We start from the raw sequence: 12,958 nt of genomic DNA, 5'->3' as shown, positions 1-12,958 counted from the left end.
ACTACTTAGCATGCGGCTGGAATTTATTTTCATCTGGCGCAACGTTCAGGATTTGCAGCGCACCTTTCATAATTTCAGAAAAAACGGGGGACGCTACTGAGCCACCGTAGTAATCATCGCCTTGCGGCTCGTTGACGATAACAACAAGTGCAATACGGGGATCACTGACTGGAGCAAGGCCTGCCGTATAAGTAATGTATTCATCACTGTAACCACCTGCACTCGCTTTACGTGAAGTACCCGTTTTTGCCCCTACCCGATAACCAGGCACCGCCGCTCTTCGAGCTGAACCGCCCTTTTGAGTAACCGTTTCAAGCATATCAAGCACCTGACGAGCATATTCATGGCTTACGACTTGGCGCGACATACCCATATCATTACTTTCAATCATATGCACAGGCTCATATTTACCCAGATTTCCTAAGGTCGCGTAAGCATGAGCAAGCTGAATTGGTGTGATCGACAAACCGTAACCAAAAGAAATGGTGGCGCGTTCGATTGGAGACCAACGTGAACGGCTAGGGAAAATGCCCGTCACTTCACCGACTAGATTTAAACCTGAAAGCTCCCCCAACCCCACTGAACTATAGAGTCCCAACAACGCTTCAACTGGCATTTGCATTGCCAACTTGGTCACACCGATATTACTCGACTTTTTCAGGATCTGAGTTAGGCTCGCTTTGCCTACTTTAGAGACATCACGTACGCGGCTACCACCAAGCTGAAGAATACCATTACCGGTATCCACAATGGTGTTTTCATCTGCCACTCCATTTTCTAAGGCGGCCAGAATCACAAATGGCTTAATCGTCGAACCCGGCTCCATTGAGTCAGTGATGACCCGGTTACGCATTTTGTAGCTTTGCCAGTCGCTGCGGTTATTCGGGTTGTAGGATGGCGCGTTCACCATCGCCAGCACTGCGCCCGTTTTAACATCCAACATCACCGCAGAGCCGGAGGTCGCCCGGTGATCCGCAACGGCCTGCTTGATTGCACGATACGCAATCGCTTGTAAACGTTGGTCCACTGTGAGTTTAAGCGGCTTACCTTCTTGCTTCTCCTCAAGTGCGATGTTCTCTACCACTCGGCCATAACGGTCTTTGCGAATGATCTTTTTGCCCGCCTCACCCGTTAGCCATTTATCGTAACTGCGTTCAACGCCTTCCAAACCATGACCATCAATACCGGTAACGCCGACTAGGTGAGCACTGACTTCGCCTGCAGGGTAATAACGACGAGATTCGGACTTAAGACCGACGCCGGGCAATTTGAGCTCACGAATATATTTGGCCATAGCAGGACTGACTTGGCGCTGAAGATAAATGAAACGACGCTTTTCGTTGCGTTTAATCTTGTCAATTAAGCCTTGGCGATTGAGGCCAAGTACATCGGCTAGCGCATACCAGCTTTGGGTTTGCTCTAACGCACCTTCTTTAAAGATGGTTTTCGGATCCGCCCAAACGGCTTCCACAGGGACACTGACGGCCAAAGGCTCACCATTGCGGTCAGAGATAATACCTCGAGCAGACGGAATAGCCTTGACACGGATAGAACGGAGATCGCCTTGCTTAATAAGATTATCAGGCTCGATAATTTGGATATAAGCCACACGCCCCACAAGTAGGGCGAAAGCACAAAAGACAAAAAACAATAGCAAATGAAAACGCCAACGAATTAAAAATGCCTCAGGCTCTGTACTGACCGCTTCATTTTTAACTTGCGGCTTCTCCGTTGCAATTTTTTCTTTCACAGCAGAAGTACTCGGGTTTCCTTGTTTAGATTTGGCTTTCTTTCCCATCATTTTAGCGTGATAACCACTTCTTTATCGCCATCGGGACGTTTCATCTCAAGATCGATTTTGGCAAGATCTTGGACGCGACTGTGTTCCGCGAGGGCGGTTTCTTCTAACATTAGATTGCGCCATTCACTGTCAAGCTGCTCACGCTCAACGAATGTATGATCTTTCTCGGTGATCGCTTGGCGTGCGTGATGAGTCGCAAACACCACTCCCATCGCAGATGCGAATATCAGTAGCATCAGCACAAGTGACCAGCGACCGACAGTAAACAGATCTATTGCAATCAACTTAGCAAGATTGGGAGTGGATTTCGTCATAACAATTACAGCTTTTCAGCAACTCTTAGCACAGAGCTGCGCGAACGAGGGTTAAGCTCAATTTCTTGCTTAGTGGGTTTGATCGCTTTGCTAACGGCTTTCATGTTCGCACTACCAAGCGCACGGATTTGCGCTTCCGTCATTGGAATACCGTGTGGCACTTCAGGGCCTTTGCTCTCTTTACGAATGAAGCGTTTCACCATGCGATCTTCCAATGAGTGGAAACTGATCACTGACAAGCGGCCTTCAGGCGCTAAAATGCTCGCCGCACCTTTTAGTGCCGTATCAATTTCTTCTAGCTCACTGTTGATGTAAATACGGAATGCTTGGAAAGCACGCGTCGCCGGGTGCTTTTTCTCTTTAAAGCTCTTTGGTGCCGCATCTGAAATCAATTTTGCTAGTTGACCTGTACGAACCATTGGCTCGTTTTCTTCGTTTTCACGGTATGCCACGATGGCTTTAGCAATGCGACGTGCATGTTTGTCTTCACCAAACTCACGAATCACCCAAGTGATGTCATCAAGGTCAGCTTCCCTCAACCACTGAGAGACAGGGATGCCAGAAGTTGGATCCATACGCATGTCTAACGGGCCATCTTTCATAAAGCTAAAGCCACGCTCTGCATCGTCTAGCTGAGGTGAAGACACGCCAAGATCCAAAAGAACCCCATCGACTTTGCCGGCTAAACCGTACTCTTCTGCGTACTTTGCCATTCCTGAGAATGGTCCGTGAATAATGGTAAAACGAGGATCATCAATCTTGCCCGCTTCAGCTATCGCTTGAGGGTCACGATCAATACTGTACAGTCGACCATTTTCACCTAATTTCGACAAGATAGTTCGACTGTGACCGCCACGGCCAAATGTTCCATCGATATAGATACCGTCGGGTTTGATAGCCAAGCCATCAATGGATTCATTTAATAACACTGAGATATGTTGAAATGTTTCGGTCATAGCTTTCTCGTTGAATGATCTTGAAGCGATTCTTTAGTGTACTGATTTCCCACATCATCGCCACCACAAGTCTAAAGTTAGACGTGATTCAGCGCCAAGTTTATTGGTAATGACATGGTTTGCGTCAATAAAATGCAAAAAACCCATCACTACCAAAGTAGTGATGGGTCTCGAATAGGTGGAGCCGACACATAAGCCGGGTTCTGTTCCGCTTGCGCGGCGGTAGCCATTCGTCTAGGCCAGCAATCACTCACTGGCTCGAGCAACCTACCCGCCTCCTTACGCGAGCAACGCAATGTGGAGGCCTATTTGGTCTTGCTTCAGGTGGAGTTTACCCTGCTACGAACTATTACTAGTCGTCCGGTGCGCTCTTACCGCACCCTTTCACCCTTACCTGTGCACCACTACTCGAAAATAGGGGCCATCGGCGGTCTTCTCTCTGCTGCACTTGTCGTAGGCTTGCGCCCCCCAGGCGTTACCTGGCACCTTGCTCTATGAAGCCCGGACTTTCCTCCCCTTTGTCAGTCTCCCGAAGGACATCAACAAAGCAGCGACTACCCAGTCAGCTCCAAGGGCGGATTGTATAGAGTTATCCACTCAGAGTCTAGTGAGATCACAGATATGATGAAATGAATGAATCAATTGGCGATATTTTAGACAAATACAAATGAACAGCCAAAGAAAAAGGGCCGATGCTCTCACACCAACCCTTTTTGCAAAATGAAACTGACTATCTCAATGAGGTTAGCCTAAATGTTCCAACCCCCACTTATATAGCGCGTTTTTCTTTAGGTTGTAGATTTCCGCCGCTAAGGCCGCCGCTTTCTTAAGAGGCAACTCCTTGGTCAAAATACCCAGTGTACGAGTCGCTTCATCCGGTAGCGTTTCTTCACTAGAATCACGATATCCATGGATCAAAAGCACCATCTCACCACGTTGCTGGTTGCCGTCACTTTTTACCCACCCAATCAACTCACCAAGTGGCATTCCCTGAATGGTTTCAAAGGTTTTCGTCAACTCTCGAGCTAATACCACTTCCCTATCTGGCCCAAGAACGTCTAACATATCTTGTAAAGAGTCTAAAATACGATGTGGCGATTCATAAAAAATACAAGTGCGCTCAACTGAAGCAATCTCAAGAAACTTATCTTTACGACCTTTGCTTTTCGGTGGTAGAAAGCCTTCAAAGCTGAAGCGATCCGATGGCAAACCAGATGCACTTAACGCGGTGATAACCGCACATGCACCGGGAAGCGGCACAACTCTTACGCCCGCTTGACGACATTTTGTCACCAAATGGTATCCTGGATCGCTGATTAGCGGCGTACCAGCGTCAGAGACCAGTGCAATGGACTGACCTGAAAGTAGCTTTTCAACCAGTACCTGTGCTTTTTGCTGCTCATTATGATCGTGTAACGCAAAGGTTTTGGTTTGGATATTGAAGTGAGACAGTAATTTGCCTGTATGTCGAGTATCCTCAGCGGCAATGATGTCCACATTCGACAGAACTTCGATAGCACGTTGAGTGATATCCGCTAAATTTCCGATTGGCGTCGGTACGATGTAGAGAGTTGGCCCCTCATTCGGCAACTTATTTTTATCTGTCATTTGTTTACCATCACTTCAACGATTAATATAGAGACAATTTTGTACAAAATTATAGAGAACTCACGGCAATGATGAACCATAAGAGACTCAGTGTACCACGCTTACTCACTCCTGTTGCACTGGCAATTACGCTCGCCGCCTGTTCTTCAGGTCCTCGACAGCCTGGCAGCGTCGATATAACACTTGAGCCTACCCAGTCTGTTCAGAACTACATGATTCAAGCGGATAGCACCGAAGGTAGCTTACAAAACGACTGGTTGATCATGGCAACCAAGGCTGCGATTCAAGCTAACGACTTCGACCAAGCGGAACGGCTTATCAAACGTCTTGCTCGTCAGCAATTGACGGAAGTTCAGCAGGCGGAGTGGCAACTGACTCGCGCGACAATGCAGCATAAACAAGGCAATTACTCACAGTTGCTGCAGCAACTCAACTTCAAACCTTGGTGGAAACTGCCAAGTGAGCAATGGAAAGACTACTACTCACTACGCGCAGAAGCATACCAAAACTTAAACCAGCCATTTGACGCTAACCGTGAACTGGTTGCCTTAGGTCAATACTCTTCATCAGCAGAGCAACGTGACATCTCTAGCCGCATTTGGATGAATCTCAACAGCTACTCAGAAAACGAGCTCACCTCGCTTCATACCGATCCAAACGAAGACGTATTAGATGGCTGGCTACAACTGGCGATTTACGCCAAAACCTTATCGGGCAATATCCCTCAGCTCAAGAATACTCTAGAGCGCTGGTTGAGCGAAAACCCCTCCCACCCGGCAGCGGTATACACGCCCGCTGAGATCCAAAATATCTTGTCTTTGAACATCGTCAAGCCAAGCAACACCGCACTATTGCTCCCGTTAACGGGTAAATTTGCGCCGCAAGCTCAGCTTATTCGGGATGGTTTTATCTTTGCGATGATGAATGACACTCATCGGGATCCAAGTTCAACGCTTACCGTTATCGATACACACGCATACAATGCTGAGCAAATTAAGCAGCGTTTGATCAGCGAAAACATCGACTTTGTTGTCGGTCCTTTGCAAAAAGAAAACGTCGAACGGCTGCAATCAACACTGGATGGGTCAGAGACTGGCGTGGCGATCCCTGCTCTTGCATTGAACATTCCTGAAGACGTCCAACCTGGTACCAACATGTGCTACTTGGCTTTATCTCCGGAACAAGAAGTAGCGCAGGCAGCAAAATACCTGTTCAGTCAGGGGTACAAATTCCCGATGATTCTAGCTCCAAGCGGCAGTTACGGTCAGCGTGTTGTGGATGCGTTTAATCAAGAATGGGACAAATATAGTTCTAACAAAGTCGCCACCAACTACTTTGGTGACAAACGCCAACTGCAAAAGAACATCAACGAGGTGTTCGGCCTACAGGAGAGCCAGCAGCGTATTGCTCAAATGCAATCTCTCATGGGTATCCCACTAGAAAGCCAACCACGTAGTCGTCGCGATGTCGATGCGGTCTATATTGTAGCAAAAAGCTCTGAGCTCACGTTGATAAAACCGTTTATTGAAGTGGCGATCAACCCTGACGCTAAGCCACCAAAATTGTTCTCCAACTCACGGAGCAACAGTGGCGGTACGACATATGAAGATCTCACTGGCGTCACTTACAGCGACATCCCACTTCTCATCCAAGCAGACCCAAGCATCACGGCACAAATGAGTGAGCTTTGGTCTGAGCAATCCAACATGGAAAAACGCTTAGAGGCATTGGGGATGGACGCGTACAAGTTGATTGGCGAGCTTCCTAAAATGAAAGTCGTTCTAGGTCACACCGTTGACGGCCAGACCGGTACACTCAGTATCGACAATAACTGTGTTGTGCAACGCGAGCTAAGCTGGGCAGAGCGTGGGGCTCTTTAGTCAACGACAAATAGGCAATCAATATGAAACCCTGGCGAAGCAATATTTGCAACGCCAGGGCTTACACTTTCTTGATCAAAATTTTCTGACTAAAGTCGGAGAAATTGATTTAATCTTCCAACAAGGTGAAACTATCGTCTTTGTTGAGGTCAAATATCGCAAGAACGATAAGTTTGGTTCAGCAGCAGAAATGGTCACCCGTACAAAAATGCGTAAACTGGTCAAAACCGCACAGATTTGGCTTAGCCAGAAAAGACGCGCTGCACAAAATATAGATTATCGGTTTGATGTGATAGCCATTCATGATAATGGTCGAGATATCAACTGGATACAAAATGCAATATCTGAAGGATAAGTGATGCTAGACAGCATTAAAGACAGTTTTACAGAAAGTATTCAAATTCAAATAGCGGCAGCCGAAGCGCTGCCAGATGCCATTACTCATGCAGCTCAAGCCATGGTTTCGAGCCTGCTCAATGGCAATAAAATCTTGTGTTGCGGTAACGGGGGGAGCGCCTCGAACTCTCAGCAGTTTGTTTCATGCCTTTTAAACCGATTTGAAACCGAGCGTCCTAGCTTACCAGCGATGGCACTGACGGCAGATAACACCACCCTAACCGCCGTAGCCAACGACTACCACTACCAAGAGATTTTCTCAAAACAAGTGCGTGCGTTTGGCCAGCCAGGGGATATCCTGCTAGCCATCTCAACTAGCGGTAATAGCAAAAACGTCATCAAAGCAATGGAAGCCGCCGTAACGCGTGATATGACCATCATCGCATTAACCGGCAAAGACGGTGGCGAGATGGCGGGTTTATTAGGTGAACATGATGTTGAGATTCGAATTCCATCTCACCGCACAGCACGTATTCATGAAGTACATATGGTTACGCTTCACTGTTTATGTGATTTGATAGACCAAGTGCTTTTCCCTGCTCACGAAGAATAATGGATATTAAGAGTTAGAATTATGATACGTAGTTTTGTCATTTTGTGTGCCGTACTCAACATGAGTGGCTGTGCTGGTTTGTTTATTGCTGGTGCTGCCACCACAGCGAACATTGTCACTGATACTCGTTCGACCAAACAAATCTGGCAAGACAACAATATCGAATTCGAGGTTGCTGCCATTGGTAACAAAGCCCCTTTTAAAGGCAAAGTTCGCGTTGTGGCCAGTTCTTATAACGGAACGGTTGTGTTAATGGGCCAGGCCCCAACACAAGAGTGGAACAATGAACTGGAACGCAGAGCGAGAGAAGTCGAAGGGGTAAAAAATGTTCACAACCAAATCAAGCTCAAAGAGCCATTAACCGTTACCCAAATCAGCAACGATAGCTGGATAACCACCAAAGTAAAATCATCTCTACTCACCGACAGTGAACTTAATGGGATAAAAGTTAAAGTAATTACGGAAGACAGTGAAGTCTTCCTCTTTGGTTATGTCACTCCTGCGCAGGGGGAACGAGCAATAGAAATCGCACGTAATATTTCAGGTGTGAAACAGGTCATCAAGGGGTTTCAATATGGTGAGACTGAGTCTGTAGAAAACAGCACAGCTAATCTGTAAGTCTATCCAGACGGTGTCTGTCTAACCAAACAAAAAAAGCAGCGTTACACGCTGCTTTTTTGTTATTTGATTACTCGTAAACTTGGTCTACCTTTCGGGCGAGGCGCTTGCTCCTCATCCGATGTCGAGTCAACCATTTCAGAAGGCTCATCACTTACTGTCGTAAATGTCGACGCTTGCTCTTCTTCAACCATCGCTTCATCTTCGATGTTCGTATACGCTTCTTCAGGCTCAAACATAGTGCCTGCGCCGTTTTCACGCGCGTAGATAGCTTGAACCGCATACACTGGCACGATAACAGAGTGCGGACGACCACTAAAGCGAGCCTGGAACGTAATCGCATCATTCCCCAACTCTAAGTGGCCTACAGCACGTGGCGCAATATTCAAGATAATCTGACCATCCTGAATAAACTCCACTGGTACGCGCACACCTGGCATGGTTGCATCAACAACCAGGTGGGGAGTTAAGTCGTTGTCTACTAGCCAATCATAAAATGCACGAAGCATATATGGGCGGCGAGCCGTCATTTTTGCAATATCCATAACGTGTTACTGAGTCGCTTAGCGAACTAGGCGCATTTCACGTTCTGCTTCCGTTAGAGAAGCCAAGAATGAGTCGCGTTCGAATACGCGGTTCATGTAAACCTTAATTTCTTTTGAGCCAGGACCAACAAGATCAATACCTAGTTGAGGTAAACGCCACAATAGTGGTGCTAGGTAACAATCAATTAGGCTGAATTCTTCACTCATGAAGTATTCGTATTCAGCAAAAATTGGCGCTAGAGTCAGAAGATCATTACGTAGTTTGGTACGCGCTTTTTCTGATTCTTCAGCATTGCCTTTCATTACTTTTTCAGCCAGTGAGTACCAGTTGCGTTCGATACGGTACATCATCAAACGACTGTTACCACGAGCAACAGGGTAAACCGGCATTAGAGGTGGATGAGGGAAACGCTCGTCCAAGTACTCCATGATGATTTTTGAATCGTAAAGAGCAAGCTCACGGTCAACAAGAGTTGGCACTGACTTGTATGGGTTTAGCTCTACAAGCTCAGCAGGAAGGTTTGCTTCATCAACAAGCTCGACCTCTACACTTACGCCTTTTTCAGCAAGTACGATGCGAACCTGATGGCTATACAAATCTGATGCACTTGAGAAAAGAGTCATCACAGAACGTTTATTGGCAGCTACAGCCATAGAGCCCTCCAGTACACTTACAAATAAAAATAATGGAGGCTAAGCCTCCATTATCCATCAATTAAAATTGGGAATTAGCACGGTATGATAGCACAATTAATGCACATCACGCCAATACTCTTTCTTAAGCATCACAACAACAATCGTCAGCAATACCAAGAAGCCCATGACCCACCAACCAAGTGCATGACGCTCTAGCTGAACTGGGTCACCAGAGTAAACCAAGAAGTTGACCAAATCACCGACAGCTTTATCGTATTCGCCAGTGCTAAGTTCACCAGTACCATCGGTTTCAATGCCAACCACCACTTGAACTTCTTCACCGTCGACGACTTTTGTTCCGTATACCGGAGTTGGAATACCTTGTAGTTCTTCTAACACATGTGGCATACCAACACTTGGGAATACCAAGTTGTTCACGCCAAATGGACGAGATGGATCGGTGTAGAAAGAACGAAGGTACGTATAGAGCCAATCCGCACCACGAACACGAGCAACCAACGTCAGATCTGGTGGCGGAGCACCAAACCACTGACCCGCTTGCTTCGCTGGCATCGCATTAACCATCAGGTCGCCCACTTTCGCTTCAGGATCGAAAATTAGGTTTTCCTTCATCAGGTCAATGGGAATATCCAAGTCTGTCGCGACACGCTCGTAACGCTGGTATTGCGTTGAGTGACAAGCAAAACAGTAGTTCATGAATAACTTCGCACCGTTTTGCAGCGAGGCTTTATCCGATAGGTCAACGTTCGCTTTGTCTAGCGGCACGCTGGCCCCCGCTGCCATCGCGAGAGATGGCAACATAGCAAATAGAATTACAATCCACTTCTTCATTTGAATGTCACCCTCTCTGGTAAAGGTTTGGTTGCTTCATTTTTGCTGTAGAAAAACAGCAGAACAAAGAACATGAAGTAACACAAGCTAAAGATCTGAGACAGAATCGTGTACAGCGGCGTTGCCGGTAGTGCCCCCAAAATGCCCAGAGCGATAAAGGCGATAGTGAACTGAACAATATTTAATAGGTGGATTTTACTACGGTAACGGTACGAACGTACTTTACAGCGATCCAGCCAAGGGAGAACAAACAGTACGGCAATTGACGCCCCCATTAGGATGACACCCAATAGTTTGTCAGGAACCGCACGCAAAATTGCGTAGAACGGCGTGAAGTACCATACTGGAGCGATGTGCTCAGGTGTCTTCAGTGGGTTTGCAGCTTCAAAGTTAGGCGGCTCAAGGAAGTACCCACCCATTTCTGGGTTAAAGAACAACACGTAACAGAAGAAGAATAAGAAACCGGCCACACCCACCAAGTCCTTCACCGTACCGTATGGGTGGAAAGGAATCGAATCAATGATGTCGTACTTATTCGAGTAGTACTCATGGAACTTGAATTGCGTTTTGTAATCATCACCCATTGAGCCTTTTGGTAGTTTAGTCTCGATACCATCAGGGTTGTTTGAGCCCACTTCATGCAGAGCCAATACGTGCAGTACAACAAGAAGTAGCAGAACAATAGGTAGTGCGATCACGTGCAGTGCAAAGAAACGGTTCAGTGTTGCACCAGAGATGATGTAGTCACCACGGATCCAAAGCGTCAGGTCATCACCAATCACTGGAATCGCTCCAAACAGCGAAATGATTACCTGAGCACCCCAGTATGACATCTGACCCCATGGTAGCAGGTAACCCATGAAGGCTTCTGCCATTAGAACCAAGAAGATCAACATACCGAAGATCCACAATAGCTCACGAGGCTTTTGGTATGAACCGTAAATCAAACCACGGAACATATGTAAGTAAACAACAACGAAAAACGCTGACGCGCCAGTCGAGTGCATGTAACGCAGTAACCAACCGTACTCAACGTCACGCATGATGTATTCGATAGAAGCAAACGCACCTTCACCAGAAGGAACATAGTTCATCGTCAGCCAAATACCTGTAAGAATTTGGTTAACCAGTACCAACATTGCCAAAGAACCAAAAAGGTACCAAAAGTTAAAGTTCTTTGGCATTGGGTATTCAGACAAATGCTTTTTATAAGCATTCATTGCCGGAAGTCGTTTTTCAACCCAGTCTAATAGTGCTTGCATTATGCGTCTCCCTCATCAACACCGATAATGAGCTTCGTGTCACTCAAATACATGTGCTTAGGAACCACAAGGTTCAGTGGTGCAGGTACACCCTGGAACACTCGGCCAGCCATATCAAACTTTGAACCATGACAAGGACAAAAGAAGCCAGACTTAACGCCTTGAACTTGTTCTGCGAACGTATCAGGTAGATAGGTTGGAGAACAACCTAAGTGAGTACAAAAGCCAACGGCCACAAAATACTCAGGCTTAATCGAGCGGTACTCGTTCTGAGCATAAACTGGCTGTTGTTCCATTTCTGATTGTGGATCGCGAAGCTGCCCATCAATGTTCTTAAGGTTATCGACCACTTCTTGAGTACGGCGAACTACCCATACAGGTTTCCCCTGCCACTCAACACGGACCATCTGACCGGCTTCAATTTTACTGATATCCACTTCCACCGGTGCACCCGCCGCTTTTGCTTTGGCACTCGGATTCCATGATTTGATAAAAGGAACGGCGACGGCAGCTGCCCCTAAGCCACCAACAACTGCCGTTGTAGCGGTTAGAAAACGCCTGCGACCGTTATTTAAAGGCGCGTTGCTCATCCAAACATTCTCCCATTTGCTCCCTTTGGATCGTTATTATTCCGCTTATAAGAGCATGGCTAACAAATAATGAATTTAGTTCTAATTATTGGGGGGAAATGATAAAGAAAACCCTACTTTTTGACAAGATAAAGCTACCTTTTCGTAACAATTGTGAGGCAAATCGCCCACGCCGTCACAAAAGCAGTAAAATTCTAAAAAATAGATGTGATTTGAAACAAGAAAGCGAGAGGAATAACATTCCAAAAAGCCAGAACACGCCTTTTATTTGGGTTGTTTTCAAGAAATTAGGTCGGAAGAAATAGCAAATATACGCAGAAAGAGCCTTGTTTGTCGCCATGACCTATGTAGCACGCCAAATAAGAAAAATACGGTAATTAGCCCAATAAATGTTACGAGAACATTAAATAGACAGTACTACACATGAGTGTAATAAGATAAGGGTGTTTTGAACACAAAAAACAAAAAGCTCGGCATATAGCCGAGCTTTGATGCACAGTTTCCAGAACAAGCCTGGAACAGCATAATTTCCAATAAGTGGAAATTAACGCTTAGAGAACTGTGGACGACGACGTGCTTTACGTAGACCAACTTTCTTACGTTCAACGCAACGAGCGTCACGAGTAACGTAACCAGCTGCACGTAGAGTAGGACGTAGAGACTCATCATATTCCATAAGAGCACGAGTGATACCGTGACGGATAGCACCAGCTTGACCAGAAATACCGCCACCTTTAACAGTAACGTATAGGTCTAGTTTCTCAGTTAGTTCAACTAGCTCAAGAGGTTGTTTAACAACCATGCGAGAAGTTGGACGACCGAAGTACTCATCAAGGCTACGCTTGTTGATTACGATGTTGCCGCTGCCTGGTTTGATGAAAACACGTGCAGCTGAGCTTTTGCGACGGCCAGTGCCGTAGTATTGATTCTCTGCCATTTTCGAAATC

General features: G+C 46.4%; 14 protein-coding genes and 1 other RNA gene. 4 read left to right on the top strand and 11 right to left on the bottom strand.

Features of this window, described 5'->3' with window-relative positions; all coding sequences use genetic code 11:
- Position 1: 1 nt before the first annotated feature.
- The 5 genes from AK965_RS06535 to rsmI form a co-directional block, all read right to left on the bottom strand.
- The gene (locus tag AK965_RS06535; RefSeq protein ID WP_099078861.1) at positions 2 to 1,801 is read right to left on the bottom strand and encodes a penicillin-binding transpeptidase domain-containing protein; all 1,800 of its coding nucleotides are present in this window, start codon (positions 1,799 to 1,801) and stop codon (positions 2 to 4) included.
- The gene (ftsL, locus tag AK965_RS06530; protein ID WP_099078860.1) at positions 1,798 to 2,115 is read right to left on the bottom strand and encodes a cell division protein FtsL; all 318 of its coding nucleotides are present in this window, start codon (positions 2,113 to 2,115) and stop codon (positions 1,798 to 1,800) included. The genes AK965_RS06535 and ftsL overlap by 4 nt, the downstream gene beginning before the upstream one ends.
- A 5-nt stretch (positions 2,116 to 2,120) precedes the next feature.
- Positions 2,121 to 3,071, bottom strand: coding sequence for a 16S rRNA (cytosine(1402)-N(4))-methyltransferase RsmH (gene rsmH, locus AK965_RS06525; protein WP_099078859.1), 951 nt, complete (start codon positions 3,069 to 3,071; stop codon positions 2,121 to 2,123).
- Positions 3,072 to 3,247: 176 nt separating this feature from the next.
- An RNA gene (gene rnpB / locus AK965_RS06515) (RNase P RNA component class A) lies at positions 3,248 to 3,641 on the bottom strand.
- 174 nt (positions 3,642 to 3,815) lie between these two features.
- On the bottom strand, positions 3,816 to 4,679 hold the full coding sequence (gene rsmI, locus AK965_RS06510) for a 16S rRNA (cytidine(1402)-2'-O)-methyltransferase (RefSeq protein ID WP_099078858.1): 864 nt from the start codon (positions 4,677 to 4,679) through the stop codon (positions 3,816 to 3,818).
- 68 nt (positions 4,680 to 4,747) lie between these two features.
- Here rsmI and AK965_RS06505 point away from each other — a divergent pair, with 68 nt between their 5' ends.
- Genes AK965_RS06505 through AK965_RS06490 form a run of 4 tightly spaced genes read left to right on the top strand, consistent with a single transcriptional unit; the run spans position 4,748 to position 8,126 of the window.
- Complete coding sequence (locus AK965_RS06505) at positions 4,748 to 6,559, top strand: penicillin-binding protein activator (RefSeq protein ID WP_099078857.1); 1,812 nt, start codon at positions 4,748 to 4,750, stop codon at positions 6,557 to 6,559.
- The gene (locus AK965_RS06500) at positions 6,546 to 6,914 is read left to right on the top strand and encodes a YraN family protein (protein ID WP_099078856.1); all 369 of its coding nucleotides are present in this window, start codon (positions 6,546 to 6,548) and stop codon (positions 6,912 to 6,914) included. Before AK965_RS06505 ends, AK965_RS06500 begins: the two co-directional genes overlap by 14 nt.
- A 3-nt stretch (positions 6,915 to 6,917) precedes the next feature.
- Positions 6,918 to 7,508, top strand: coding sequence for a phosphoheptose isomerase (locus AK965_RS06495; RefSeq protein WP_099078855.1), 591 nt, complete (start codon positions 6,918 to 6,920; stop codon positions 7,506 to 7,508).
- A 21-nt stretch (positions 7,509 to 7,529) separates the two neighbouring features.
- Complete coding sequence (locus tag AK965_RS06490) at positions 7,530 to 8,126, top strand: BON domain-containing protein (protein WP_099078854.1); 597 nt, start codon at positions 7,530 to 7,532, stop codon at positions 8,124 to 8,126.
- A gap of 62 nt (positions 8,127 to 8,188) precedes the next feature.
- Here AK965_RS06490 and sspB read toward each other — a convergent pair whose 3' ends face one another.
- The 6 genes from sspB to rpsI form a co-directional block, all read right to left on the bottom strand.
- Entirely contained in the window at positions 8,189 to 8,671 is a 483-nt protein-coding gene (gene sspB, locus AK965_RS06485; protein WP_099078853.1) for a ClpXP protease specificity-enhancing factor, read from the bottom strand.
- Positions 8,672 to 8,689: 18 nt separating this feature from the next.
- Entirely contained in the window at positions 8,690 to 9,325 is a 636-nt protein-coding gene (sspA, locus tag AK965_RS06480; protein WP_005372897.1) for a stringent starvation protein SspA, read from the bottom strand.
- Between the two features lie 96 nt (positions 9,326 to 9,421).
- Positions 9,422 to 10,159 (bottom strand): cytochrome c1, encoded by a 738-nt coding sequence (locus AK965_RS06475; protein ID WP_099078852.1) that lies wholly within the window; start codon positions 10,157 to 10,159, stop codon positions 9,422 to 9,424.
- On the bottom strand, positions 10,156 to 11,421 hold the full coding sequence (locus AK965_RS06470; RefSeq protein ID WP_099078851.1) for a cytochrome bc complex cytochrome b subunit: 1,266 nt from the start codon (positions 11,419 to 11,421) through the stop codon (positions 10,156 to 10,158). The genes AK965_RS06475 and AK965_RS06470 overlap by 4 nt, the downstream gene beginning before the upstream one ends.
- Positions 11,421 to 12,011 carry a ubiquinol-cytochrome c reductase iron-sulfur subunit gene (gene petA / locus AK965_RS06465; protein WP_099078850.1) on the bottom strand — a complete coding sequence of 197 codons (591 nt, stop codon included), beginning with the start codon at positions 12,009 to 12,011 and terminating at the stop codon, positions 11,421 to 11,423. Before petA ends, AK965_RS06470 begins: the two co-directional genes overlap by 1 nt.
- Before the next feature lie 544 nt (positions 12,012 to 12,555).
- Positions 12,556 to 12,948 carry a 30S ribosomal protein S9 gene (gene rpsI, locus AK965_RS06455; RefSeq protein ID WP_005436094.1) on the bottom strand — a complete coding sequence of 131 codons (393 nt, stop codon included), beginning with the start codon at positions 12,946 to 12,948 and terminating at the stop codon, positions 12,556 to 12,558.
- Positions 12,949 to 12,958: the final 10 nt, after the last annotated feature.

The organism is Vibrio sp. PID17_43, from assembly GCF_002608565.1.
In the GTDB taxonomy this organism is placed as follows: Bacteria; Pseudomonadota; Gammaproteobacteria; order Enterobacterales; family Vibrionaceae; genus Vibrio.
This window is presented reverse-complemented; position numbering and strand designations above follow the sequence as displayed.

Excerpts from the sequence above, each read along its gene's own strand:
- AK965_RS06475 (WP_099078852.1), bottom strand. The coding sequence starts at position 10,159 with ATGAAGAAGTGGATTGTAATTCTATTTGCTATGTTGCCATCTCTCGCG.
- AK965_RS06495 (WP_099078855.1), top strand. The coding sequence starts at position 6,918 with ATGCTAGACAGCATTAAAGACAGTTTTACAGAAAGTATTCAAATTCAA.
- AK965_RS06505 (WP_099078857.1), top strand. The coding sequence starts at position 4,748 with ATGATGAACCATAAGAGACTCAGTGTACCACGCTTACTCACTCCTGTT.
- rpsI (WP_005436094.1), bottom strand. The coding sequence starts at position 12,948 with ATGGCAGAGAATCAATACTACGGCACTGGCCGTCGCAAAAGCTCAGCT.
- rsmI (WP_099078858.1), bottom strand. The coding sequence starts at position 4,679 with ATGACAGATAAAAATAAGTTGCCGAATGAGGGGCCAACTCTCTACATC.
- sspB (WP_099078853.1), bottom strand. The coding sequence starts at position 8,671 with ATGGATATTGCAAAAATGACGGCTCGCCGCCCATATATGCTTCGTGCA.
- AK965_RS06535 (WP_099078861.1), bottom strand. The coding sequence starts at position 1,801 with ATGATGGGAAAGAAAGCCAAATCTAAACAAGGAAACCCGAGTACTTCT.
- AK965_RS06470 (WP_099078851.1), bottom strand. The coding sequence starts at position 11,421 with ATGCAAGCACTATTAGACTGGGTTGAAAAACGACTTCCGGCAATGAAT.
- ftsL (WP_099078860.1), bottom strand. The coding sequence starts at position 2,115 with ATGACGAAATCCACTCCCAATCTTGCTAAGTTGATTGCAATAGATCTG.
- petA (WP_099078850.1), bottom strand. The coding sequence starts at position 12,011 with ATGAGCAACGCGCCTTTAAATAACGGTCGCAGGCGTTTTCTAACCGCT.
- rsmH (WP_099078859.1), bottom strand. The coding sequence starts at position 3,071 with ATGACCGAAACATTTCAACATATCTCAGTGTTATTAAATGAATCCATT.
- sspA (WP_005372897.1), bottom strand. The coding sequence starts at position 9,325 with ATGGCTGTAGCTGCCAATAAACGTTCTGTGATGACTCTTTTCTCAAGT.
- AK965_RS06490 (WP_099078854.1), top strand. The coding sequence starts at position 7,530 with ATGATACGTAGTTTTGTCATTTTGTGTGCCGTACTCAACATGAGTGGC.